At 42.4% G+C, this 20934-nt stretch carries 22 protein-coding genes and 1 other RNA gene; 15 read left to right on the forward strand and 8 right to left on the reverse strand.

Annotation, left to right across the window (positions count from 1 at the left end; translation table 11 throughout):
- Positions 1–28: 28 nt before the first annotated feature.
- The 7 genes from IMZ28_RS10960 (at position 29) to IMZ28_RS01685 (ending at position 7338) form a co-directional block, all read left to right on the forward strand.
- The gene (locus IMZ28_RS10960; RefSeq protein ID WP_232087495.1) at positions 29–394 is read left to right on the forward strand and encodes a type II secretion system protein; all 366 of its coding nucleotides are present in this window, start codon (positions 29–31) and stop codon (positions 392–394) included.
- Between the two features lie 54 nt (positions 395–448).
- A complete protein-coding gene (locus IMZ28_RS01660; RefSeq protein ID WP_197548910.1) occupies positions 449–886 on the forward strand; it encodes a type II secretion system protein in 438 nt (145 codons plus the stop codon).
- Between the two features lie 4 nt (positions 887–890).
- On the forward strand, positions 891–2756 hold the full coding sequence (locus tag IMZ28_RS01665; protein WP_197548911.1) for a primosomal protein N': 1866 nt from the start codon (positions 891–893) through the stop codon (positions 2754–2756).
- A gap of 174 nt (positions 2757–2930) precedes the next feature.
- Entirely contained in the window at positions 2931–3281 is a 351-nt protein-coding gene (locus tag IMZ28_RS01670) for a four helix bundle protein (RefSeq protein WP_232087496.1), read from the forward strand.
- An 82-nt stretch (positions 3282–3363) separates the two neighbouring features.
- Positions 3364–4428, forward strand: a complete 1065-nt coding sequence (ispG, locus tag IMZ28_RS01675; RefSeq protein ID WP_197548913.1) for a flavodoxin-dependent (E)-4-hydroxy-3-methylbut-2-enyl-diphosphate synthase — start codon at positions 3364–3366, stop codon at positions 4426–4428.
- A 163-nt stretch (positions 4429–4591) separates the two neighbouring features.
- Complete coding sequence (locus IMZ28_RS01680) at positions 4592–6022, forward strand: replicative DNA helicase (RefSeq protein ID WP_197548914.1); 1431 nt, start codon at positions 4592–4594, stop codon at positions 6020–6022.
- Between the two features lie 26 nt (positions 6023–6048).
- Positions 6049–7338, forward strand: coding sequence for a ComEC/Rec2 family competence protein (locus tag IMZ28_RS01685; protein ID WP_197548915.1), 1290 nt, complete (start codon positions 6049–6051; stop codon positions 7336–7338).
- 27 nt (positions 7339–7365) lie between these two features.
- Here the strand turns inward: IMZ28_RS01685 and IMZ28_RS01690 are convergent, their stop codons facing one another.
- The 3 genes from IMZ28_RS01690 to IMZ28_RS01700 form a co-directional block, all read right to left on the reverse strand.
- Positions 7366–8184, reverse strand: coding sequence for a YihY/virulence factor BrkB family protein (locus IMZ28_RS01690; protein ID WP_197548916.1), 819 nt, complete (start codon positions 8182–8184; stop codon positions 7366–7368).
- Positions 8185–8315: 131 nt separating this feature from the next.
- Positions 8316–9698 carry an FAD-binding oxidoreductase gene (locus IMZ28_RS01695; RefSeq protein WP_197548917.1) on the reverse strand — a complete coding sequence of 461 codons (1383 nt, stop codon included), beginning with the start codon at positions 9696–9698 and terminating at the stop codon, positions 8316–8318.
- Complete coding sequence (locus IMZ28_RS01700) at positions 9698–10381, reverse strand: plasminogen-binding N-terminal domain-containing protein (protein WP_197548918.1); 684 nt, start codon at positions 10379–10381, stop codon at positions 9698–9700. The genes IMZ28_RS01695 and IMZ28_RS01700 overlap by 1 nt, the downstream gene beginning before the upstream one ends.
- Before the next feature lie 142 nt (positions 10382–10523).
- Here IMZ28_RS01700 and IMZ28_RS01705 point away from each other — a divergent pair, with 142 nt between their 5' ends.
- From IMZ28_RS01705 to IMZ28_RS01735, 7 genes are all read left to right on the forward strand, one after another.
- Positions 10524–11804 (forward strand): peptidoglycan DD-metalloendopeptidase family protein, encoded by a 1281-nt coding sequence (locus tag IMZ28_RS01705; protein WP_197548919.1) that lies wholly within the window; start codon positions 10524–10526, stop codon positions 11802–11804.
- Positions 11794–12378, forward strand: a complete 585-nt coding sequence (locus tag IMZ28_RS01710) for an NUDIX domain-containing protein (RefSeq protein ID WP_197548920.1) — start codon at positions 11794–11796, stop codon at positions 12376–12378. The genes IMZ28_RS01705 and IMZ28_RS01710 overlap by 11 nt, the downstream gene beginning before the upstream one ends.
- Positions 12359–12991: a response regulator transcription factor gene (locus IMZ28_RS01715; RefSeq protein WP_197548921.1), complete on the forward strand. Its 633-nt coding sequence runs from the start codon at positions 12359–12361 to the stop codon at positions 12989–12991. Before IMZ28_RS01710 ends, IMZ28_RS01715 begins: the two co-directional genes overlap by 20 nt.
- Positions 12978–14027 carry a sensor histidine kinase gene (locus IMZ28_RS01720; RefSeq protein WP_197548922.1) on the forward strand — a complete coding sequence of 350 codons (1050 nt, stop codon included), beginning with the start codon at positions 12978–12980 and terminating at the stop codon, positions 14025–14027. Before IMZ28_RS01715 ends, IMZ28_RS01720 begins: the two co-directional genes overlap by 14 nt.
- A 52-nt stretch (positions 14028–14079) precedes the next feature.
- Positions 14080–14424 (forward strand): hypothetical protein, encoded by a 345-nt coding sequence (locus IMZ28_RS01725; protein WP_197548923.1) that lies wholly within the window; start codon positions 14080–14082, stop codon positions 14422–14424.
- A gap of 5 nt (positions 14425–14429) precedes the next feature.
- Positions 14430–15194, forward strand: a complete 765-nt coding sequence (locus IMZ28_RS01730) for a hypothetical protein (RefSeq protein WP_197548924.1) — start codon at positions 14430–14432, stop codon at positions 15192–15194.
- A 142-nt stretch (positions 15195–15336) separates the two neighbouring features.
- Complete coding sequence (locus IMZ28_RS01735; RefSeq protein ID WP_197548925.1) at positions 15337–16485, forward strand: hypothetical protein; 1149 nt, start codon at positions 15337–15339, stop codon at positions 16483–16485.
- A gap of 58 nt (positions 16486–16543) precedes the next feature.
- Here the strand turns inward: IMZ28_RS01735 and IMZ28_RS01740 are convergent, their stop codons facing one another.
- The 4 genes from IMZ28_RS01740 to IMZ28_RS01755 form a co-directional block, all read right to left on the reverse strand.
- The gene (locus IMZ28_RS01740; RefSeq protein WP_197548926.1) at positions 16544–17065 is read right to left on the reverse strand and encodes a globin domain-containing protein; all 522 of its coding nucleotides are present in this window, start codon (positions 17063–17065) and stop codon (positions 16544–16546) included.
- A gap of 53 nt (positions 17066–17118) precedes the next feature.
- On the reverse strand, positions 17119–18012 hold the full coding sequence (locus IMZ28_RS01745) for a carbon-nitrogen hydrolase (RefSeq protein WP_197548927.1): 894 nt from the start codon (positions 18010–18012) through the stop codon (positions 17119–17121).
- A gap of 8 nt (positions 18013–18020) precedes the next feature.
- On the reverse strand, positions 18021–19037 hold the full coding sequence (locus IMZ28_RS01750; RefSeq protein ID WP_197548928.1) for an agmatine deiminase family protein: 1017 nt from the start codon (positions 19035–19037) through the stop codon (positions 18021–18023).
- A 179-nt stretch (positions 19038–19216) separates the two neighbouring features.
- The gene (locus IMZ28_RS01755) at positions 19217–19354 is read right to left on the reverse strand and encodes a hypothetical protein (protein ID WP_197548929.1); all 138 of its coding nucleotides are present in this window, start codon (positions 19352–19354) and stop codon (positions 19217–19219) included.
- Between the two features lie 28 nt (positions 19355–19382).
- Between IMZ28_RS01755 and IMZ28_RS01760 the strand changes: the two genes are divergently transcribed.
- Positions 19383–20387 (forward strand): alanine racemase, encoded by a 1005-nt coding sequence (locus tag IMZ28_RS01760; protein WP_197548930.1) that lies wholly within the window; start codon positions 19383–19385, stop codon positions 20385–20387.
- Between the two features lie 10 nt (positions 20388–20397).
- Here the strand turns inward: IMZ28_RS01760 and ssrA are convergent.
- Positions 20398–20762, reverse strand: a transfer-messenger RNA (tmRNA) gene (gene ssrA / locus IMZ28_RS01765).
- Positions 20763–20934: the final 172 nt, after the last annotated feature.

The raw sequence follows: 20934 nt of genomic DNA on the forward strand, positions 1-20934 counted from the left end.
AGGATAGCAGATGCGTAAGGGTTTCACAATGATTGAGTTAATCTTTGTAATTGTGATAGTAGGTATTTTGGCATTAATAGCGATTCCAAGACTTAATGCAAGCAGAGATGATGCAAAAGCAAGTGCAGAGCTTTTGAATTTGGCTATTAAAGTTAAAGATATATCCACCTACTATATGGCTACAGGGGAAGGGGATGTAAATAGAAGCAGTGTAAATGTCAAGTGTTTTGACATTGCTTTAGTTGATATGAATGGAACATTAAGTATTTCGGTTTCTGACGGAGGGGAGGATAATGGTGAAGATTATTGTACTGCGGCACAGGAAGCCGCAAGGAATAAAAATTTGAGTAGAGAGCATCTTGTTACAATTGGTGGTACTTTGGTAAAATATTAAAACCCTGTTTATAATTATGATATAGTAAAAAAATAAGTATTGAAGGAATATACAATGCAGACAGCTTTAAAAAAAGCTTTCACAATGATAGAACTGGTTTTTGTGATCGTAGTGATCGGTATACTCTCGGCTATTGCTATCCCAAAACTTGCTGCAACACGTGATGATGCGGTTATCACCAAAGCCAGGGCAACGGTTGCATCGGTGAGAAGTTCCCTGAGTACAGAGCGGCAAAAGCGCATACTCCGGGGAGATTTTACATCTATAGGTGATCTGGGAGATTCAACCTATGCATTCAGCTATTTTGACGGCAACACATCACACCCTGTGCTTGAGTATCCTGTAAAGAACTGTGCGGGAACAAAACGAGAGTGCTGGAAACGTGACAGTGCTACGCAATATACATTCAGGGAAGGTACAGGTACTGATGTAGTCTTTACTCTTTCGGGCAATAAGCTCAACTGTACCTCAAACTGTAGCAACTTTGAATAATTAAGTGCATTACTACGAAGTTTTTCTGTTACGGTCAAGTGCGCCGTGTCTGACTTATCATGCAGATGGTGTACTCTATGCAGGTTCTGTTGTTTCCGTACCTTTAAAAAACAGTCTAAAAGAGGCTGTTATTGTTGCTGAAGTACAAAAACCGGACTTCAAAACAGCAGAGATAAGTACTGTTACAGACAAAAGATACAGTGCCAAACAGATGGAGATGGCGAAGTTCATCTCAGAATACTATTTCTCTTCTTTTTCTGAGGCGATCTCATTGTTTATCCCGTACCGTAGGGGTGCCCCTTGTGGGTACCCTAAGAGAAGAGGCTGTGCAGATGGAGGGCAACCACAAGGGATTGCCCCTACATTGACTACCATTCAGCAAAACGCTTACACACAACTGTTGCAAAAAGAGAAAGCCCTGCTTTTTGGTGTTACCGGTGCAGGAAAGACCGAAATTTTTATCGCGTTGATGGCTAAGATGCTTGAAGAGGGCAAAACCTCTATTTTTCTGATGCCGGAGATCTCTCTGACCCCCCAAATGGAGAAACGCCTGAAGGTCTATTTTGGGGATGCAGTGGCAATGTGGCACTCCAGGATAACAAGAAAGAAAAAAGAGCAGATCCTGGAAGCTATAGAGGACGGGAGAGTGCGCATAGTGGCAGGAGCGCGTTCTGCACTCTTTACACCACTGCCAGACCTTGGGCTGATCATTGTAGATGAAGAGCATGATGACAGTTACAAAGCACAGACCCGTCCGCGTTACCATGCGCGTGATGTGGCTGTACTGATGGGACAGAAACTTGGTGCCAAAGTAGTGTTGGCATCGGCAACACCCAGTATGACCTCCTATGCCAAATATGATGTTGTGAAATTGGAAAAACCGTTTATAGAGACAAAGAAGCAGTACCGCTTCATTGCCGGTGACAGCATCAGCCAGCCTATTCTGAATGCACTGGAGAGAAACTTCAGCTCAGGGCATCAGTCACTGCTTTTCCTGCCTACACGGGGGAACTTCAAGTATCTGTATTGTGAGCGGTGCGGGAAGACGCATCTGTGTCCTTTCTGTTCGGTAGGAATGGCACTGCACCGGAAATACAGACACCTGAAATGCCACTACTGCAACTATACAGAGCCAATACAGGATACTTGTCAGCATTGCGGGCATACACCGCTAAAGAGCGAGCGTATGGGAACACAGGAAGCTATAGAGGTCATTACTTCAGCCATAGCAGGTATTAAGGTTGAACAATTCGATCGTGACAGTATTACGACATCCAAAAAGCTTAAAGATGCACTGAAGCGTTTTGAAAGTGGTGCAAGTCATCTGATTTTAGGAACACAGATGCTTTCCAAGGGGCATGACTATGCCAATATTACGCTCTCTGTCATTATGGGACTTGATCACATTCTAGGGTTGGCTGATTACCGTGCCAGAGAACGTGCTATGAGTCTTTTGTTGCAGATAGCCGGGCGAAGCGGACGTGCCAAAGAAGCAGAAGTACTGGTACAGACAAATGATCCGGATTTTTTCAGGACCTACCTGCATGACTATGAAGTGTTCATCAAAGATGAATTAGCCTTTCTGGAAATGGCACAATACCCTCCTTTCGTTTCTCTGGCACGCATACTCATTGCCCATAAAGATGAAGCCAAAGCAGGCAAGATCACACTTGATACCGTCACAAAGCTCAAAGTATTTGAAGAGATAGAGATTGTAGGACACGGGAAAGCTCCGGTAGAGCGGATCGCTGACAAGTTCAGATTTCAGATATTGCTCAAAGCCAAAAACAGAGTACCGTTATTAAAAGCATTGCACAGTGTAGACTGCAGAGAGATTGAGATCGATATGGATCCGGTTGAATTTTCATAGAAAATTCAAAGTGAATAGTGAGTAGTTGCTTTTTGAGTGAAGAACTAAGAGTGAAGAGTGAAGAGTTGTGGTATGCCAGTCATGCGTTGCATGAAGTGAAGAATTAATAGTGAATAGTGAATAGTTATGGTATGCTTTTCTTTCAGAAAAGCTTTTTTAATTATGAGGTGTTTTTTGAGTGTTTTGGTAGATAAAAGCTATGGTTTTGCAATCAGAGTGGTTAAATTGTCTATATATCTGAACAATGAGAAAAAAGAATACACTTTGAGCAAACAGCTATTGCGCTCGGGTACAGCTATTGGCGCATTGATTGCAGAAGCGCAATATGCTCAATCAAAAGCGGATTTTATCAATAAGCTTCAAATCGCACTAAAAGAAGCAAACGAAAGCAAGTATTGGATACGTCTGCTTCATGATACAGAATTTCTTACGTTGCAAATGTTTGAAAGTATTTTGCCCGATATAGAAGCACTTATTAAGATGTTGACAAGCAGTATTAATACAACAAAAGAGAGAACAACATGAATTTAAATAGAAAGCACACGAAGTGTGCAATCCGAAACTATTCACTATTCACTATTCACTATTCACTAAATGGGTTATCGCGATGAAAGCGCGTTTCTCCACTAAGAAGATTTACGTCGGCAATGTAGCCGTAGGCGGTGATGCACCTATTTCGGTGCAGTCGATGACCTATAGCGATACACGTGATGTGGCAGCAACAGTAGAGCAGATCAACAGGCTGCATTTTGCCGGGGCGGATATGGTACGTGTAGCCGTACCGGAGATGGAGGATGCATTGGCACTAAAAGCGATCAAAGAGCAGATATCACTGCCGCTCATTGCCGATATCCACTTCAATTACAAGCTGGCACTGGAAGCGGCAAAGTGGGTGGACTGTATCCGTTTCAATCCGGGGAACATCGGAGAGAAAGGGCGGATCAAAGAGATCGTCAAAGCATGCCAGGAACGCAACCTGCCTATACGTGTCGGTGTCAATGCAGGGAGCCTTGAAAAAGAGTTTGATCAGAGATACGGAGCTACAGCTGAAGGGATGGTCGCTTCTGCGGAGTATAATATCAAGTTTCTTGAAGACTTGGGCTTTACAGACATTAAAGTCTCACTTAAAGCCTCTGATGTAGACCGGACGGTAGAAGCCTACCGGATGCTGCGTCCCAAGAATGATTATCCTTTCCATCTGGGGGTTACAGAAGCAGGAACGATCTTCCATGCAACAGTCAAATCAGCGATCGGACTTGGTGCACTGCTGCTTGACGGTATAGGGGATACCCTGCGGGTTTCCATTACTGGTGAACTGGAAGAGGAGATCAAAGTCGGGAAGGCCATTCTAAAAGACTCGGGACGTGTACAGGAGGGGCTTAATATTATCTCCTGTCCTACCTGCGGACGTATTGAAGCAGACCTTGTTTCTGCCGTGGCAGAGGTAGAGAGACGTACGGCACACATTACGACCCCTATGGATGTCAGTGTAATGGGGTGTGTGGTCAATGCTATCGGTGAAGCCAAGCATGCCGATGTGGCGATCGCATACGGTAAAGGTTCCGGGCTTATTATGGTCAAAGGGGAAGTGGTTGCCAAACTGCCCGAAGGTGAGTTGGTGGAGAGGTTTGTGAAGGAAGTAGAGAATTTTGCCAAGCAAAATTCAGAGTGAAGAGTGAAGAGTTGTGGTATGCTTTCCTTTTGAAAAGTTTTTATTTAATGAAGGATAGTAATGATGAATTCTAATAAGATAAAAGCATTGCAAAGCAATGCAAACCAACACTATTTACTATTTACTATTCACTATTCACTTAAAACTCCAAAGGAGTTTTAACATGGAAAACATGTACAATCTCAACATCGAACGTGCAGTCCTCTCTGCGATCATCTTTGACCCTGAGATCTATGAGGAGATCGCTTCAAAACTGACCCCTCAGGATTTTTATCTGCCATTTCATCAGCATGTTTTTCTCGCAATGGAAGAGTTGAGTCGTGAAGAGAAACCCATTGATGAAGAGTTCCTCAAATCCAAACTTCAGGGGATGGGAAAATTTGATGAAGTAGCGATGCTGGACCTGCTCTCTGCCAATCCCATCTCCAATACTGCGGCCTATTTGGCAGAGATTAAAGCCAAATCAAGCAAGCGTGCCCTGGCAACATTGGCTACAGAGATCAAAAAAGTGACCATCGAAGATGATCTTCCTGCCGAAGAGGTAATGAACCTGGTAGAGAAAAAGCTCTATGAGATCACACAGAACAATACCAATGAGGATTTCAGGGAATCTAAAGAGATCACCATGTCGATGATGGATGAGATCAACCGTTTAAAGGCACTTGGGAACTCCAAGCTTATCGGGGTTGATACAGGGTTCAAGAATCTTAATGAAAAAACGTCAGGATTTGGAAAAGGAGACCTGGTCATCATCGCGGCAAGGCCGGCGATGGGTAAAACGGCATTTGTACTCAATATGGCACTTAAAGCGATCGAGCGGAATGAAGGGGTAGCCTTTTTTTCACTGGAGATGCCTGCTGAACAATTGATGCTGCGTCTGCTCTCTGCAAAAACCTCCATACCCCTGCAGCAGCTGAGAGTGGGTGATCTGCGTGATGAGCAGTGGCAGCAGCTCTCTGCTGCAACTGATGAGTTGTCCCGGAAGAAACTTTTTGTAGATGACGGTGGATATGCGACCATTCACCATGTCAGAAGCAAGCTGCGAAAGCTTAAAACACAGCACCCTGAAATCTCTATCGCGATTATTGACTATCTGCAGCTGATGAGCGGTGAGGGGCGTGAAGGGCGTCAGCAGGAGGTTTCGGAGATCTCAAGGGGACTCAAACAGCTGGCCAGGGAGCTTCAGATACCTATTGTAGCACTCTCTCAGCTGAACCGTTCACTTGAAGCACGCGAGAATAAACGTCCGATGCTCTCTGATTTGAGAGAATCCGGAGCTATTGAGCAGGATGCTGATATCATTCTTTTTGTCTACCGTGACGATGTTTACCGTGAAGCCAAAGAGAAAGAGAAGGAGATGAAAGCCAAAGCAGAAGGGAAGCCTTATGAGTCTGACTTTAGAAGAAAGCCTGAAGAGGATGCAGAGATTATTATCGGAAAGCAGCGTAACGGACCGACGGGTACAGTCGATCTGATCTTCCAAAAGAAGTTCACCCGTTTTGTCGATGCGGTACACTCACCGGCATTTGAAGTGGTCTATGAGGAGGGAGATATCCCTGCCAACACCGGGAATATCGAGTTGCCTACGATATAGTCCCATTAAATACAAAGCAGAAGATCATGTCTTTGGAGAGACCGAAACTTTTTGAAACCCGAAAAAGTTTTTTTCTCTTCATAGGTTTCCTCTTTCTGTTGCTTCTATCCCGCCTTTGGTTTGAGTACAGAGTGTACCAGGATTTTGTTTCCAAACCTTTCTACTATCTCCATGCCAATGTTCTTTCTGCCTATACAAAACACAAAGGACGTCACTCTTATCAGGTTCTGAAGCTTCGGGGTGACGGGGGAATGGTTTTTTATACAACCACTCATAAACTGCAGGAGCTCTCCGGACGATATTTGCGACTTCAGTTGTTTCCAAATCAAAGTATCTCTTTTTGGGGTTTTCTGGGTACTTTTTATGTTAAAAGCCGTATCAAGGAGATAGCAGACTCCCCCAATACACTGAAACAAACACTCTATGAAAAAGTGGCTTCTCAGCATGAAGATCCTATGTTGCAGGCTTTTTATAATGCAATCTTCTTTGCCGCTTCTGTACCTAAAGAGCTCAGAGAAAAGATCAGTATACTTGGGGTCAGCCATCTTGTGGCTCTAAGCGGATTTCATCTGGGTATTTTATGGGGACTGGTCTACGGTCTTTTATTGTTTCTGTACAGGCCTTTGCAACAGCGCTATTTTCCCTACCGCTTTTCTTTGATAGATATGGGATTGCTTACAGTTCTGATCCTTGGGTTATATGTCTGGTTTGTGGATGCGCCTCCCTCTTTGGTACGTTCTTATGCGATGCTGCTTACAGGGTGGAGTATGCTGCTGATGGGAATAGAACTACTAAGCTTTACTTTTTTGGCAACTGTTATTGCATTACTTTTGGTATTTTTCCCTTCTTTGCTTGTATCATGGGGCTTTTGGTTCTCTGTTGCAGGTGTTTTCTATATTTTCCTGCTTTTACATTATACAAAGCAGTGGAATAAGTGGGTGCTTACACTGCTGGTGATCCCTGTAGGGATCTTCTTGTTAATGCTGCCGGTTGTACATGCTGTTTTCCCGGTAACCAGTACCTATCAGCTGCTGTCACCTTTGCTGTCACTGCTCTTTGTCCCTTTTTATCCTTTGGTTATGCTGCTGCATCTAGTCGGTATGGGAGATATATTTGACAGAGGATTACAATGGCTTTTTTCTTTGCCGCACAGTTCTGTCGAGCATATACTTTCTGTGTGGATGCTGGGTATTTATATGGTACTCTCCGTTGCCGCTGTATTTTACAAAAAACTCTTTTATATTCTTTTCGGATTATCAGTCGTTTATAGCATATACTTGTTCGCAGAGCCTCTGTACAGACCGATGACAATGTAGGAAAAGCAGATTTCTGAAAACAGCTGATCAAATCTTTTCGATCTTTATACCTTTGTTCAGAAGATAGCAGAAACGCAATCCGTGGAGGAAGATCGCCCAGGAGATATAGATCCATAGAAAGAAGAAGAGAAGCGTACTGATACTTCCGTAAACGGAAGTATAGGTCTTGTTGTGAATGACATAGAAAACAAAAAGACTTTTTGAGATATACCAGACAAGCGAGGCAATAAATGAACTTGTCAGGGCTGCATGCTTTTTGATGTGTGTATTGGCAGAGAGTTGGTAGGCAATGTAAAAAGCGATCCAGATGATAAGATAGGGAAGAAAATAGTAGATATGTATCATGCTGGTAATGCTTGTTCTGTCAAGGTAGCCCTGAATAAGGCTGGTAAGGTAGAAAGATGTTCCTGTCATTATCGGAATAAGAATGATCAGGAGCAGATAGGTTTTGATAGTTTTGAGTATGCCTCGGCTTGGCAGCTCAAAGATATCATTGACAATATAATCATAACTTTTAAAGAACATGACCACAGCGAATGTGATGTAAAAGACCCCGACCATTCCCAGTTTAGCGGAATTGGAGATAAAGGTATTGAGATGTTCCATAATCTCTCTGGATTGTGTCGGCATAAGATTTTCAAAGATGAGTTGTTGGACCTTGTCATAGATCTCATCAAAAAGGGGAAGGGTAGTGAAGATATAAAGTACGATGACCAGTAGAGGAATAATAGAGAATATGGTATTCCAGCTCAGACTGGAAGCATAATATCCCAGTCGGTCATCAAGCAGGTCCCTGAAGAAGTCCCGCAGAAAGATGTAATACTGTTTCAGGAGTGTACGCTTCATAGATAAAAAGCTTCACTGTTTTGAGTGAAGCGTAAAGTATGAAGAGAACTTAGCTTTGGTATGCTTTTTTTACAAAGTTTTTGTTGCATCAATGTTGGCATAATGCAGTTTCCTGTTACCATTCCTGCTTCCTAAAGCCCCATCTTCCCCGGATTGAGGATGCCGTTCGGATCGAAGGCGTTTTTGATGTCTTTAAAGAGCTGCAGTTCGGCATCGTTGAATGCAATGTGCATAAATGGTGCTTTGCTGGTACCGATACCGTGTTCTCCACTGAGTGTACCGCCCATTTCAACCACCAGTTCAAAGATCTCTTCAATGGCCTTATGACCCTCTTCAAGCTGTTTTTCATCTGATCCGTCCACCATGACATTGACATGGATGTTCCCGTCTCCTGCATGACCGAAACAGGGGACTTTGAAACCGTATTTGTTCCCAATTTCATAGATGCGTCCCAGGGCTTCAGGCAGCATACTTCTTGGTACAGAGATATCTTCGTTGAGTTTTTTGCTTCCAAAGATCGTAATGGAGGGAGAAGCGTTCCGTCGGGCATACCAGAGTTTCTCTCTCTCCTCATCTGTATGTGCCACAACAAAGTTCTGTGCACCGTTCTCGTTAAAGGACTTCTCAAGTATGTCAAGCTGAAAATCCACCTCTTCGGAAACATTTCCATCGACATCACCGATAAGCAGTGCTCCGGCATCTTCAGGAAGCTCCACCCCCAGTTTCTCTTTGAGTGCCTGAACGACAAGAGAGTCCATGAATTCCATAGCAACAGGGTTTGCCCCCCCCGCAAGTGATTTGAAGACAGCATTCATGGCATTTTCAACAGAGGGGAAGACACCCATATAGGCTTTTCTGAATTTTGGCTTTGGAAGCAGTTTGACTGTGATTTCGGTAATAACTGCCAACGTACCCTCTGAAGCGATGAGGATACCCGCAATGTTATAGCCTGCAACATCTTTGATAGTACGTTTCCCTGCCCGTATGATATCACCGTTTGCACGGACGGCACGCAGTGCCATAACATAGTCTTTTGTGATACCGTATTTGGCAGCGCGCATCCCTCCGGCATTTTCACTGACATTTCCTCCGATAGTGGAGTACTCTTCACTTGCAGGATCAGGCGGATAGAAAAGGCCTACCTCTTCAACAGCGCGCTGAAGATCCATATTGATGACACCAGGCTGTACAACAGCAACCATGTTTTCCATATCGATCTCAAGGATCTTGTTCATATGTTTTTCCATGGCAAGTGTGATCCCGCCATTGGTAGGGAGTGCTCCGCCGGTAAAACCGCTTCCTGCACCCCTTGGTGTGATAACGATACCATGGTGGTTACAGTAGACAAGTATGCGGCTGACGTCCTCTTCATTGCGAGGGAAAACTACGGCATCAGGTTCAAACCGGGTACGTGTTGCATCGTAGGAGTATGCGATCATATGCGCTTTGTCACTGTAAACATTTTCGTCACCCACAAGGTCTTTCAGTGCTTTAATATGTTTTGGATCTATCATCAGAACTGCTCCATTACTTGATAGTAGTTCCCCTGACCGCTTTTTGAGAACCAGCCGGTTTTAATCTCGTCAAAGCGCATAAAGAACGGAAACTGTGCTTTTTGGGGTGTATTATTGATATTTTTCCGGGAAACAGTTTGTCCGGAGATAGGATCGAACAGGACTGCACTGTCACGTTTGATGATATAGATAAGCCCCGCCTGGTACTCTTTTGCAAATTTTGCAAGGTTTTCCTTTGTCGGGAAAGCATCTCCCTCCTGTGAAAGGAAAAGTGCAAAAAGATCTGGATGGATCCATTTTTTATGTGTCTCTTTTGTGACCCTTGCATAGGTGTCGGCATCGGGTGCCAAAAGCAGCACATTGTCATAAAGATATCCTCCGATCACTTTGTCTCCACTGAAAATCTGCGTTTTGATGGTCGGCAGCTCTTCATGATGGATGATCTCCTTTGCGACGAGTTTGCCGTTCCCGTCGGAAGAGACTTGAACAATATACCCGGTAATGGCTTCCAGGTCGTTACCGTAATTGTGTATGACGACCCCGCTCATCCCGTTGACAGGGAAAGGTTTGCTGAGTTTGATATCCGTACCGTTTGAGGTTGAAACGGAAGTGTGTACTGTAGGAGGAAAAAAACCTGCAAAAAGCGGTAGTGCTGAAAGTACGAAGAGTGCGATTTTACGCATAGCGATCCTTTAATGGTTTAGTAATCACTGATTATACAGCCAAAAGATTAAAAATCCAATGAGAGGCTCTTTTGTCGTAATCGTATTAATCTAATTCGGCTATAATTATGGCTATTTAATCGGGGGAGTTGGTACAATACGTATGAGAATCTTCATTTTAAGTCTGCTGTTTATCACATTGACATTCGGTATGAAAGTGAACTATCATGAATGGGAGAAAGGCAAGACATTTTCAGACTATCTGGATGATCGGAATATCTCCAAAGGACTGCTCCAGTCAATTTCGGAAGAGGATAAGAAATTCCTTCTTGAAATACGTACCGACTATAAATATTATGAACTTATAAATGAGAACGGTGCCCTGGAACAGGCACTTATCCCTATCAGTGAAGAGATGCAGATACATCTTTTCAAAAAGCATGACGAGAGTTATGGTTTTGATATTATCCCTGTTGTTTATCGTAATCAGGAGTATTTTGCCAGGATAGAGATCACTTCAAATCCTTACAGTGATACACTGAAGGCTACCAACTATCCAAAGGTTGCGAAACGTCTTGCCATGGCACTTGACGGTGTGATCGATACCAGAAAACTTCATAAAGGCGATGAAGTAGCTTTTATCTATACACAGAAAACCCGTCTCGGTGAGTTGTATGCCATGCCGAAGATAAAGATGGCCAAAGTAGATATGGGCAGGAAAGAGCAGTTTATCTATGTGGATGAGGAGGGGTACGGTTACAAAGAGGTAGGAGAGAAAGTTGCCTATACGGTAACCGGGAAGAGAAAAGTGGTCTATACCAGACGGGTAAAAGCGGGAAAGGGAAGCCGCTTCGGCATGCCTCTGCGTCACGCAAGGATCACTTCAAGTTTTGCCTATAGAAGGTGGCATCCGATTCTGAAACGGTACAGACCGCATCATGGAACTGACTTTGGTGCAAGGCGAGGTACACCGATATTGGCAGTCAATAAAGGGAAAGTGACTTTTGCCGGATGGATGGGAGGTTACGGGAAAGTAGTCAAGATCAAGCATTCCGGCGGTTATGTCTCACTGTATGCGCATCAAAGCCGCCTCAGGGTTAAACGCGGACAGTATGTTAAAAAAGGACAGATCATCGGTTATGTAGGCAATACAGGAAGAAGTACCGGTCCCCATCTGCATTTTGGCCTTATGAAGAACGGCCGATGGATCAACCCGATGAAAGTATTACGTAAGAAATCAATTGGTGGATCGACCCTGAAAAAAGTAACTAAATATGAAGATGTGAAAACCACCAAGTATAAAAAAGTGGAGATCCCCGGAGCTGAAGAGAACAGGAAAAAGCTTGAGGCTTACCTGTTGAACGAGATACCATCCTATATTTGGGGTGAAGAACGTTTCAAAGGAAAACTGCAGGATGAGGAGATACTTGAAGATGAAGAGTAAGATCACAGACTTTAAACTTGAACCGCTGACTGATCCAAGTTTTGTCCAGACATCATTGGCCAGATACGAACAGGAGGGAACAACCAAAACCTGGGAGATCGTCAAAGCACACGACAGTGTAGCGATCTTACTGTACCATACAGAAAAAAATGTGTTTATTTTGGTAAAACAGTTCCGGCCGGCAGTCTATCTGAACAACCAAAACGGAGAGACGGTCGAGCTTTGTGCCGGTATTGTGGACAAGGATCTCCCTCTGGTTCAAATAGCGGTTGAAGAGATTGAAGAGGAGTGCGGATACAGTGTGCCTCTGGATGCTATTGAGCGTGTGACTCTCTTTTATACTTCTGTAGGATTTGCCGGAAGCAAACAGACACTTTACTATGCGGAAGTAGATGAGAAAATGAAGGTGTCAGAGGGAGGAGGTGTTGAGGGGGAAGAGATTGAAGTGGTAGAACTTCCGGTAGAGCGGATGGATGATTTTATTTTTGATGAAAGTATTGCCAAAACACCGGGTTTGATGTTTGCATTTATGTGGTGGCGTCAAAGGAGAAAAAGTGAAGATTTTACTACTTGAAGATGACCATATTCTCTGTGAAAGTCTTATGGAGTATTTGGAACTTGAGGGGCATAGTGTAGACAGAGCACATCGTGGGGAAGAAGTATTTGATCTTACATTCGAACATAAGTATGACCTTTATATTTTAGATATAAATGTTCCTGACGTCAATGGGTTTGATATTTTGAAAGAATTAAAAGAATCCGGAGATGACACACCGGCTATTTACATCACTGCTCTGACCGATACAAGTTCAATATCCAAAGGTTTCAATTTGGGAGCGGAAGATTATATTAAAAAGCCTTTTGATCCGGAAGAACTTGTAATACGGATCAAAAGATACTATCTCAATAAAGATCAAAAGATTGTTTATGGGAATCTAACCTATGATCCAAACAGCAGACTTGTGCAAAAAGATGGTAAGACAGTTGGGCTTGGAGAAATACAGTTAAAGCTGTTTCATACCCTGATAACACGGCAGAACAAGATTGTGGACAGTAATGAGTTGATGGAGTTTCTTGAGCAGCCTAATACAAATGCACTGAGAGTCAATCTTGCAAAGCTTAAAAATAAACTGGGAATAGAGATAAAAAATATCAGAGGGCAGGGGTATATGATTGAAAAAACATGAACGAGAGTCTCTGCTCAAGAACTTTTTTCCCTTCTTTGTACTTTTGGAGATCTTGATCGCTATTATTTTTCTGCAACAGTTCAATAGTGAAAAAAGAACGCTGGATGAGAAGTTGCTGACCCAGATGAAGCTTTGCAGTTATACGATGAAATGTGATGGTTTTGATTTGGACTTTGTTCCATCTTCAAAAAAAATAGAAACAAATACATTGTATAAAGAGCATGGTATTTACAGTTATTTTTCAGTCCCTACAGCAGATGATTTTTTAATGAAAGTAATTCTCCCCTCGAAAAGCTATGAAGAAAAGATATATCTAGTGAAACGAAGCTTGATTATGGATATGCTCATTTTTTCTATTTTCATTATAGTGATTGCCTTGCTCTTCTCTTTCTATGCACTTAAACCGCTTAGAAAAGCACTAAACCTGAATGAAGAGTTTGTTAAGGATATTCTGCATGATTTTAATACGCCTATCTCATCAATGATAATCAATTTTAAACTTTTAAAAAAAGAGATAGGCGGAAACAAAAAGATCAGTAGGCTTGAAAACAATGTTGAAACCATACTGACACTACAAAAAAACCTACAAACTTTTTTAAAAGGGATAGATACGCAAAAAGAACGGTTTGATTTGGTAGATCTATTGCAAAAGAGGATCCTTTATTTCAATGAACTTTATCCGGATATCGTATATACCATAGAGATGGAGAATGTCTCTTTACATACCAGTAAAGATGCTTTTACGAGGATCATTGACAATATCTTAAGTAATGCAGGAAAATATAATGTTGCAAACGGAACAGTCTGTATTTTTTTGGAGGAAGAGAGACTGGTGATAGAAGATAGCGGAATAGGTATCAAATATCCTTCAAAAATATTTCAAAGATTTTATAAAGAGCAGGATAGAGGTATAGGTATAGGCATGCACATTGTTAAAAAGTTATGTGATGAGCTCTCTATAGGGATCAAAATAGAAAGTAAAGAGAGAAAAGGTACAAAAGTTATACTGGACCTTTCCGAGGTAATAGACAAGTAATAGTGTTTAACTATAATATGATATAATGCAATTTATTAGAGAGAAGGATGAAATGAATATTATTAAAACGATTCTTTTGCTATCATTGTGCGTAAGTATGGCAGCTTCTGTAGATAATATCGATATTGCTGCACAGATCAAGCAACTCAAAAATGCCAATAAGTCTGAAAAATATATTATTATGAATAAAATAAAGATGCAAATTGCCAAACTTAACCGTGCACAAAGAGCCAAAGCGATCTCCCAGCTGAGGGAAGTGATGTCCGGTTCAGAAAATACAATACAGATACCACAAGTGACTCTACCTACAATGACCAGTCCTATACAGAGTCTTCCTCAAACACCTCCCGCAATAATGCCAGTACCCAACCTTCAGGTACCTAAAGGGGGAGAGTAGTCCCCATGAGATTCTTCATTTTATTCTCTTTGCTTATAGTAAATATGTTGGCGGCATCAATAGATAATGATATGGATGGGGTAGATAATGATATGGACCAGTGTCCAAACACACCTTTTTTTGAGCTGGTAGACAAAAGAGGCTGCAGCATACAAAAAATTCCTGTTAAAGAGGAGTACCATTTTGATATCATACTTGGCGGCGGCTATGTAGAGACCGGGAACGGTACAAGTGATACCCTGGTCTCTTTTATGGCCGACTATTATTATAAAAATTTTATAGTTACGCTTTTTACGCAGTCCTATTCACAGAATAATACTTATGCGGGCAATGATCTTTATCTGTATACCAACTACAAGCTAAAGATAGATGACTTTACAGTGAAAGTCGGACCAGGTATGGTATTGCCTATAGCTTCTGACAGTAATAACAAAACAGATTATTTTTTCAATATAAACATGAACTATAAAATAGATAAATATGATATAAACCTCTATTACAAATATACATTCATGCATGATGATCTGACGCAGGATATAGATACAAAAGCAATAAGTATGGGGTACTATCTGCTTGACACTACTTATATTAATCTTGCATATAGTAAAGAAAGATCTATTTATGAGACTATTGAAGATGTTGAAAATGTGACATTAATGCTGAACCAGGCTTTGGATAGAAACTGGTTTGCAAACCTAAGAGTTTCACATGGTCTTAGTGAGAGTGCAAGTGATCTTTCTGCTATTGTCAGTCTCGGCTACTATTTTTAAACGGCATACATCTCCTCTTCCTGTAACAAAGTTTTATTAAAGAGTACAAATATACTATTTATTATAAAAGTAATAACCTGAGGTAATTCTCAGGTAATACTTCTTTGCCATAATTTGAGTATCAAACTCAAAGGATGGAATGATGAAAAAAAGAAGTACTATAGCAGTAGCAGCATTGATAGCAGGTTTTGGTTTAGTCGGATGTGGAGGAGGAGGTTCAGCTTCCGTATCAACAGAGACAACTGTGCAGGGGACTGCTGTAGATCCTGAACTTGTAGGTGCTACAGTATGTCTGGATACCAATAACAATGGTGAGTGTGAAATTAATGAACCCTCGGTAAAAACAGATATAAACGGTACTTACAGTATAGCTGTTTTACAGGATGAGATGACAGCAGGAGCTACTCTGCTTGTAGAGGGTGGATATGACAGAGTAACCAAAATGCCGTTTACCGGTACGATGAGTACCCTGATAGATGAAGCGGATCTGACAGCACAGCAGATGATCACACCGCTTACCACACTGGTGTACGAAACAGCTATGGCAGCAGATATGAATATGACAGCTGCACAAGAAAAAGTTGCATCTACTCTTGGATTGACAGCGGAGGAAGTACAGGCAAATATGCTTGAACTGGCAGATCAAAGAGCACTTCAGGCGGCGATGGCATTACAGCAGGCTGCAGAACTTGCAACAGATGCTAACAATACAAGAGTATTCTACAGAGCAATGGCAGAGGAGATGGCAGTATCATCTTATGGTAATCTTACTGATTTAATGACAGCTGTTGCAGATCAAAATCTCAGCGGAGTAGAGAAGCTGCGGGTTCAATATTTTTCCGAAGCCATGAATGCCATGAGTGCAGTTGCTGATTCTGATCTTTATGCAATGAGTGTGGAAAGAATACAGGAGATGATCGCTGCTATGAATATGAACACTGTAACCGGAGAATTAGAGACAGGCTTTACTTTGGTTTCGGATTTTGTAACCACGGCTATGGTTCTTTCTCCGGCAGATGTAGAAGTTTATGTTGCATCACATTTGCTTAAGGCAGCGGGAGTTGCACAAGAGCTTATTGATCCGGTTGCAGAAGTGATCATCGCAAATGCAGAAGTCACTGTCGAGACAGGTTTTACTTCAATGAAAGAAATCATGGTACAGTATGAAGCGGAAATTAAAGTCAAATTGGTTGATACATTAGGCTATACTGAGGCTGAAGCACAAACAAAATATGATGAAATCGTTGTAAAGCTGGAGGCAATGGAAGCAGCATTTATGCCAGCTTCCTAGGAAAAAACCGGGTAAAGTCACACTTCATAGAATGGAGCAGATATGGGAAGAGAGAAGATTATCTCTCTTCTTTTGCCTGCGTATAGGCAGCATAGTAGGTGCTTCCGTCACTAAATGAGTTGACAGTCAGTTTGGAGAAGTTCTCCAGATAGTCCCAGAACTCTTTGATAAGAGCAATATCGACATGTTGTGCCTTGTCCGCAAGGGCATCACGCATAGTTCCCAGCCACTCAATACGTGATTTTTCGGTAATGGAGAAGTCGTCATGTAGACGAATCATGTATTCATTGAGGTCCATCCCTCCAGATTCTTTTTCATAGATTTTCGGACCGCCACAGATCTGAATGAAGAATTTGCTGTTCTTGAATTTTATTTCGTCAAATTCTTTTTCACATTGAGGAAAAAAGTTGGCTATATCACTTTCATAGATCTTATCGTAAAAATCATACATCAGCTCTTTCATTCCCTCTTCACCGCCAATGGCGCTGAAAAATGCTGCGGGTGGATTTTTAAAATGTACCTCTTTGGCTTTTTCAACCGGTGTCAATTCCAAGGCCATGATCTCTTTTCTGGTTGTCATAGTATCCCCTTATACTGCTTTTTAGACGCGATTATAGTTAAAATCTCTTAAAGTCAGTCACAGTAACGCTTGAGAAGACAGTTGTAGTTTTCTATTCTCCGGTCTCTCAGGAATGGCCATATTTTCCGTATCTCTTTACCGGCATTAAGGTCTATTTTGACTTCTATGAGCTCTTCCTCTTCCCCTCCACGGGCCAGAAATTCACCTTGCGGGCCGAAGACAAAGCTGTTGCCCCAGAACCTGATCCCCTCCAGAATGCCCGAACAGTCTTTTTCCTTGCCCACACGGTTAACGGTTATGACAGGAATACCGTTTGCAACGGCATGGCCCCTTTGTACGCTGATCCATGCATCGAGCATTTTCTGTTTCTCTTCGGGTGTATTCTCCTGTTCACAAAGTTCATCATAACGCTCTTTGGGGCATTCTAGATAACCGATTGCTGTAGGATAGATGAGTACTTCGGCTCCTTTAAGTGCCATGATACGGGCGGCTTCAGGATACCATTGGTCCCAGCAGACCAGTACACCCAGTTTTCCTACACTGGTATCGATAGGCTCAAACCCGAGATCGCCTGGTGTGAAATAGAACTTTTCATAGTAGCCTGGATCATCAGGAATATGCATTTTTCGGTATCTGCCTGCCAGTTTTCCATGGTCAAAGACATAGGCGGTATTGTGGTAAATACCCTCTGCACGCTTTTCAAAGAGAGAGGTAACCAGTACGATCTCTTTTGCTTGACTGATGTTTTGCCAAAAGGCAATATCTTCCTGATAATTTTGGGCATAGTCAAAGAATCTGGTATCTTCACTCTGGCAGAAATACTCATTCTGATGCAGCTCCTGCAGGACAATAAGTTCTGCGTCAGTCTGGTCGATCATCTCAAGAGTACGGGAGATGGTCGCCTCTTTGCTTCCGTGGTATCGTTGTTGTATGAGGGCTGTTTTCATAAATGCTCCTAATAGGCTATATGCATTGTTGAACAGTGCAGGCTTCCGCCTTGTTCGATGAGTTTGAGACAGTTGACAGGAATGATTTCTCTATCTGGGAAAAGCATTTTGAAGATTTTACCGGCTTTTTTGTCATTAACAGTATCGCCATATGTGGGATAGACCAATGCACCGTTAGTAATGAGGAAGTTGGCATAAGTCGCAGGCAGCCTGTTACCCTCACTGTCATATTTTGCTTCACATATTGGCAACGGAACAAGTTGGTAGGGTGCTCCTTCTTCTGTTTTGAAACTTTTCAGCTGCTCCTCCATAGCCTTGAGCGCTTCGTAATGCTCATCACTGCTGTCTTCACATTTGACATAGGCAATAGTGTTTTTGTTGACAAAACGTGCCAGTGTGTCAATATGGCTGTCTGTATCATCTCCGGCCAGATAGCCGTGATCGAGCCATAGTATACGCTTTGCTCCAAGGTACTCTGAGAGTCTTGTCTCAACTTCCGTTTTTGTCAATCCGTTGTTACGGTTTGGGTTACAAAGACACTCTGAAGTTGTCAGTATCGTACCTCTGCCGTCACTCTCTATGGAGCCCCCCTCAAGTACGTAGTCAATGCGTTCAAATGGTGATCTGCCCATCAGACCGGTTTTGTAAAGTGCCTGATTGACCTGATTGTCAAGGTCTGCTTTAAATTTTCCGCCCCATCCGTCAAAGATAAAGTCAAGCAGTTTGAGCTCTTCATTCTCTTTCACGCTGATATAACCATAGTCGCGTATCCAGGTATCATTGGTGGGCAGTTCCCAAAAGATCATGTTGAAAGTGGAGCAGAACATCTCACTGATACGTTTTCTGTCATCGCATATAATATAGACAGGTTCCTTATAGGCGATTGCCTGTGCGATCCGGATAAAGGGAGTAAGGGCTTCATTAAGAGTTTTGGGATTGTCAGGATGATACCAGTCTGTCTTTGCATGGGGAAAGCTCATGAGTACACAGCGCTGCTTTTCCCATTCTGCGGGGACTCTTCTCATAGGGGCTTCCTGTGAAAAGGTAATAGGTGATGAGCAATAAGTGATGAATGTTGATGTGCATTGCTTTGCAATGCCTCTATTTTAGTCAGATAGTTTGGCACGCTTCTCTCCCAAAGAAATAAAAGCTTTTTGTCAGGAAAGGATACCAAAATTATGTACTGTTCATTATTAATGATGTACTAATCCAGGTTGCATTTTCCGCTTACTTTGCCTTTTTTACTCTCTTTTATACTTTTTTTGAACTCTTTTATGAGTAAAAACAGAAGATAAGCCGTAATAAGTATACCGCCGCTCTCCACGATGCTGAGCCAATCCATTTTAATCCCTTTTAAGTATAATCACATTATGGCAAAAATCATTATCAATAAAAACAACTTTTATCATAATCTTAACCAAATTGCCCTAAAAACAGGCTCAATTGACAAGATCGCCATTGTGCTCAAGGATAATGCCTATGGGCATGGAGTAGAGATCATCGGAAGGCTTGCTTCAGAGTTTGGCATCAAACACGCTGTTGTAAGAGATTATAAAGAGGCTGCGATCATCAAACCGTTTTTTCAGACAATACTGGTACTGGGAGATCAAGCTGTTCTAGATGATAGCTGCTCTTTTACATTAAATGATCTGGCAGATATTGAAAATGCACAGTCAGGTGCGAAGGTAGAACTCAAGGTCGATACCGGTATGCATCGAAACGGGGTTGCCATGGATGATCTGCCAATAGCACTTGAGCGCATCAAAGCCAAAGGCTTGAAACTGGTCGGTGTCATGACCCATTTCCGCTCTGCCGATGAGATGGGTTCCGAACTCTTCTGGCAGCAAAAGCAGTTTGAAGCGGTGAAAGCACAGATCAGGGTAACGGGCTATACCAATGTCCGATTCCATTCCCATAATTCCGCCGCCATCCTTCGAACCAAGACTTTCTCAGAAGATCTGGTGAGGGTGGGCATTGCTGCTTACGGTTATAATGAACTGCCCGAAACGTTTGACAAGGTCTTGCTCAAACCAGTCATGAAGCTTGTTGCCGGCAAAGTAGCTACCCGAACCCTCAAAGCAGGAGAACGTATCGGCTATGGAGGAGACTTCACTGCTCCCAAAACCATGACCGTTTCTACCTATGATATCGGCTATGGTGACGGTTGGTGCAGAGGCAATATGTTCTCTCCTTATATGACTGCGGAAGAGCTGCCTATACTTGGACGTGTATCCATGGATTTCATCTCTCTGGAGAGTGTCAAAGAGGAAGTATGTGTGTTCGATGATGCGCAAAAAGCAGCTGAACAGCTTGGTACGATAAGTTATGAGATATTGACGGCAATGTCGAAAGATATTGAGCGGGTTGTGATATGAATTATAGATTTGGTGGAGGTGAGGGGAATTGAACCCCTGTCCTAAAATAGCTAGGACTATGACTCTACATGCTTAGTCGGTGTTGATAGATCTCGTTGTGTTTCGTACAACACCCAAAACTACACACAACCAGCCAAAAGATTCGTCTGCAAGCATGGCTTCTTGCAGATATAGTCATCAGATATGATACCCAAAGATCCGGCTAAGATGACACTCGCCGGCAGGGCAGTCCAAAGTTAGTTAAACTTACGCTACAGCGTAAGCTGGACGATAATCTGTATTGTTTGCGTTTGTTCGCGTTGGGCCGCGTAACGGAATTGCCCAGTCCGACATGCACATAGCCCCGACTATTCCAGTCGAAACCAAGTCACCCCCGTAAAATGCATAGCATTTTGAAGTGAAGAATTAATAGTGAAAAGTGAATAGTGTTTGTTGCAATGCAGGGCATTGCTACCATTAACAATTCTGGCGGATAATAACACGTTTGGGTAAGTTTGTCAAGAGCGTTATGTTTTAAGGTATATAATGATAATATCTTCGTTATATA

The organism is Sulfurovum indicum (assembly GCF_014931715.1).
In the GTDB taxonomy this organism is placed as follows: Bacteria; Campylobacterota; Campylobacteria; order Campylobacterales; family Sulfurovaceae; genus Sulfurovum; species Sulfurovum indicum.

Coding starts and splice junctions, on each gene's coding strand:
- ispG (WP_197548913.1), top strand. CDS start 3,364: ATGAAAGCGCGTTTCTCCACTAAGAAGATTTACGTCGGCAATGTAGCC.
- IMZ28_RS01740 (WP_197548926.1), bottom strand. CDS start 17,065: ATGACAACCAGAAAAGAGATCATGGCCTTGGAATTGACACCGGTTGAA.
- IMZ28_RS01750 (WP_197548928.1), bottom strand. CDS start 19,037: ATGAGAAGAGTCCCCGCAGAATGGGAAAAGCAGCGCTGTGTACTCATG.
- IMZ28_RS01690 (WP_197548916.1), bottom strand. CDS start 8,184: ATGAAGCGTACACTCCTGAAACAGTATTACATCTTTCTGCGGGACTTC.
- IMZ28_RS10960 (WP_232087495.1), top strand. CDS start 29: ATGATTGAGTTAATCTTTGTAATTGTGATAGTAGGTATTTTGGCATTA.
- IMZ28_RS01755 (WP_197548929.1), bottom strand. CDS start 19,354: ATGGATTGGCTCAGCATCGTGGAGAGCGGCGGTATACTTATTACGGCT.
- IMZ28_RS01710 (WP_197548920.1), top strand. CDS start 11,794: ATGAAGAGTAAGATCACAGACTTTAAACTTGAACCGCTGACTGATCCA.
- IMZ28_RS01735 (WP_197548925.1), top strand. CDS start 15,337: ATGAAAAAAAGAAGTACTATAGCAGTAGCAGCATTGATAGCAGGTTTT.
- IMZ28_RS01725 (WP_197548923.1), top strand. CDS start 14,080: ATGAATATTATTAAAACGATTCTTTTGCTATCATTGTGCGTAAGTATG.
- IMZ28_RS01730 (WP_197548924.1), top strand. CDS start 14,430: ATGAGATTCTTCATTTTATTCTCTTTGCTTATAGTAAATATGTTGGCG.
- IMZ28_RS01700 (WP_197548918.1), bottom strand. CDS start 10,381: ATGCGTAAAATCGCACTCTTCGTACTTTCAGCACTACCGCTTTTTGCA.
- IMZ28_RS01685 (WP_197548915.1), top strand. CDS start 6,049: ATGTCTTTGGAGAGACCGAAACTTTTTGAAACCCGAAAAAGTTTTTTT.
- IMZ28_RS01760 (WP_197548930.1), top strand. CDS start 19,383: ATGGCAAAAATCATTATCAATAAAAACAACTTTTATCATAATCTTAAC.
- IMZ28_RS01705 (WP_197548919.1), top strand. CDS start 10,524: ATGAGAATCTTCATTTTAAGTCTGCTGTTTATCACATTGACATTCGGT.
- IMZ28_RS01745 (WP_197548927.1), bottom strand. CDS start 18,012: ATGAAAACAGCCCTCATACAACAACGATACCACGGAAGCAAAGAGGCG.
- IMZ28_RS01695 (WP_197548917.1), bottom strand. CDS start 9,698: ATGATAGATCCAAAACATATTAAAGCACTGAAAGACCTTGTGGGTGAC.
- IMZ28_RS01680 (WP_197548914.1), top strand. CDS start 4,592: ATGGAAAACATGTACAATCTCAACATCGAACGTGCAGTCCTCTCTGCG.
- IMZ28_RS01660 (WP_197548910.1), top strand. CDS start 449: ATGCAGACAGCTTTAAAAAAAGCTTTCACAATGATAGAACTGGTTTTT.